The following is a 1,013-nucleotide window of genomic DNA, read 5'->3' on the forward strand; positions in this document are numbered from 1 at the left end:
GTTTAAGCCCGCCGACTCGTTTCATGAAGAACTCGTCAGTGTTTTTCGTGAAGAACGCGAGAAAGCGGAGTCGTTCAAGCGGCGGATTCCGCTCGTCCATCCCTTCGCGAAGAACGCGCTCCTGAAACGCTAACTCGGAGAGTTCTCTGTTGAGATAGTACTCGGGATCGGAAAGGTCTCTGTCAGTCACTCAACCACCCCCTGAACGAGAATCGATATTGTGTGTGTATTTCTGAACATGTGGAATTGACGTATAGTTAGAGAGACGAGAGTTCAGCTGTCGATTCAGACGTTTGGAGAGGAACATCTTCACCCGATAGGGCACCATCCGGGAGCCATGTGTTCTCGCGTTCATTCCACTCCTCAATCGGAAGTTGATGATGATCCTCGGAAGACATAACGGTTTCGAGTGTACCAGAAACTATTCCGTGCTTTCGAATTGCCATCTTGGGTTCATTGAGATTGTGACCCCGTAGATGGGTCATCGCAGTTGAGTACAGATCCTGGTTCGTATATTCGCTTCGTTGGCCTTCAACTGCGTGAACTGCGTCACAGATCGGACGTCTGAGTAGGACAGCTGATCGCATGCCTACGCGGATGTGAGCTAGTCATAAGAAACCTATTCAATACATATACATACTTATATATAGCAGTTGGTAGATAAATATTTTTCTCTGTTGGCATCGCTGAAATCATCAAGCGGTGAGACGTTTTAAAAGCCGTGATAATTACCTGAATTGAGGCGCTAAGGCCCCTTCCCCAACGAACGAGCGAAGCGAGTGAGTAGGGAGGGGATACAGCGTTCACAAGAGCAGATCTCTTGTGCGCGGACGAGACGCGGAACGTCTCGTCACCGCCGCACAGTTCTCAAACACGGGTCGCGTTAAGTATGGCGTGAATTGTGGTAGACGGCGAGGGCTTCGAGCCAATTTTGAGCTGTCTCGAGCGCGAGGTTGCTGAAACTGTTCGCAAACGGTGATGTCCGTCGTTCTATTTCCCAAAAGACACGTTCG

General features: G+C 49.7%; 1 protein-coding gene and 1 pseudogene. Both read right to left on the minus strand.

What is annotated here, in order from left to right; all coding sequences use genetic code 11:
- On the minus strand, positions 1-190 hold a 190-nt coding region (locus U4E84_RS18825; protein WP_322533566.1), incomplete at its 3' end, for a hypothetical protein.
- Between the two features lie 693 nt (positions 191-883).
- Positions 884-1,013: pseudogene (locus U4E84_RS18830) on the minus strand (IS6 family transposase); the annotation flags it as partial.

Origin of the sequence: Halorubrum sp. AD140 (assembly GCF_034497445.1) — an archaeon.
Classification (GTDB): domain Archaea; phylum Halobacteriota; class Halobacteria; order Halobacteriales; family Haloferacaceae; genus Halorubrum.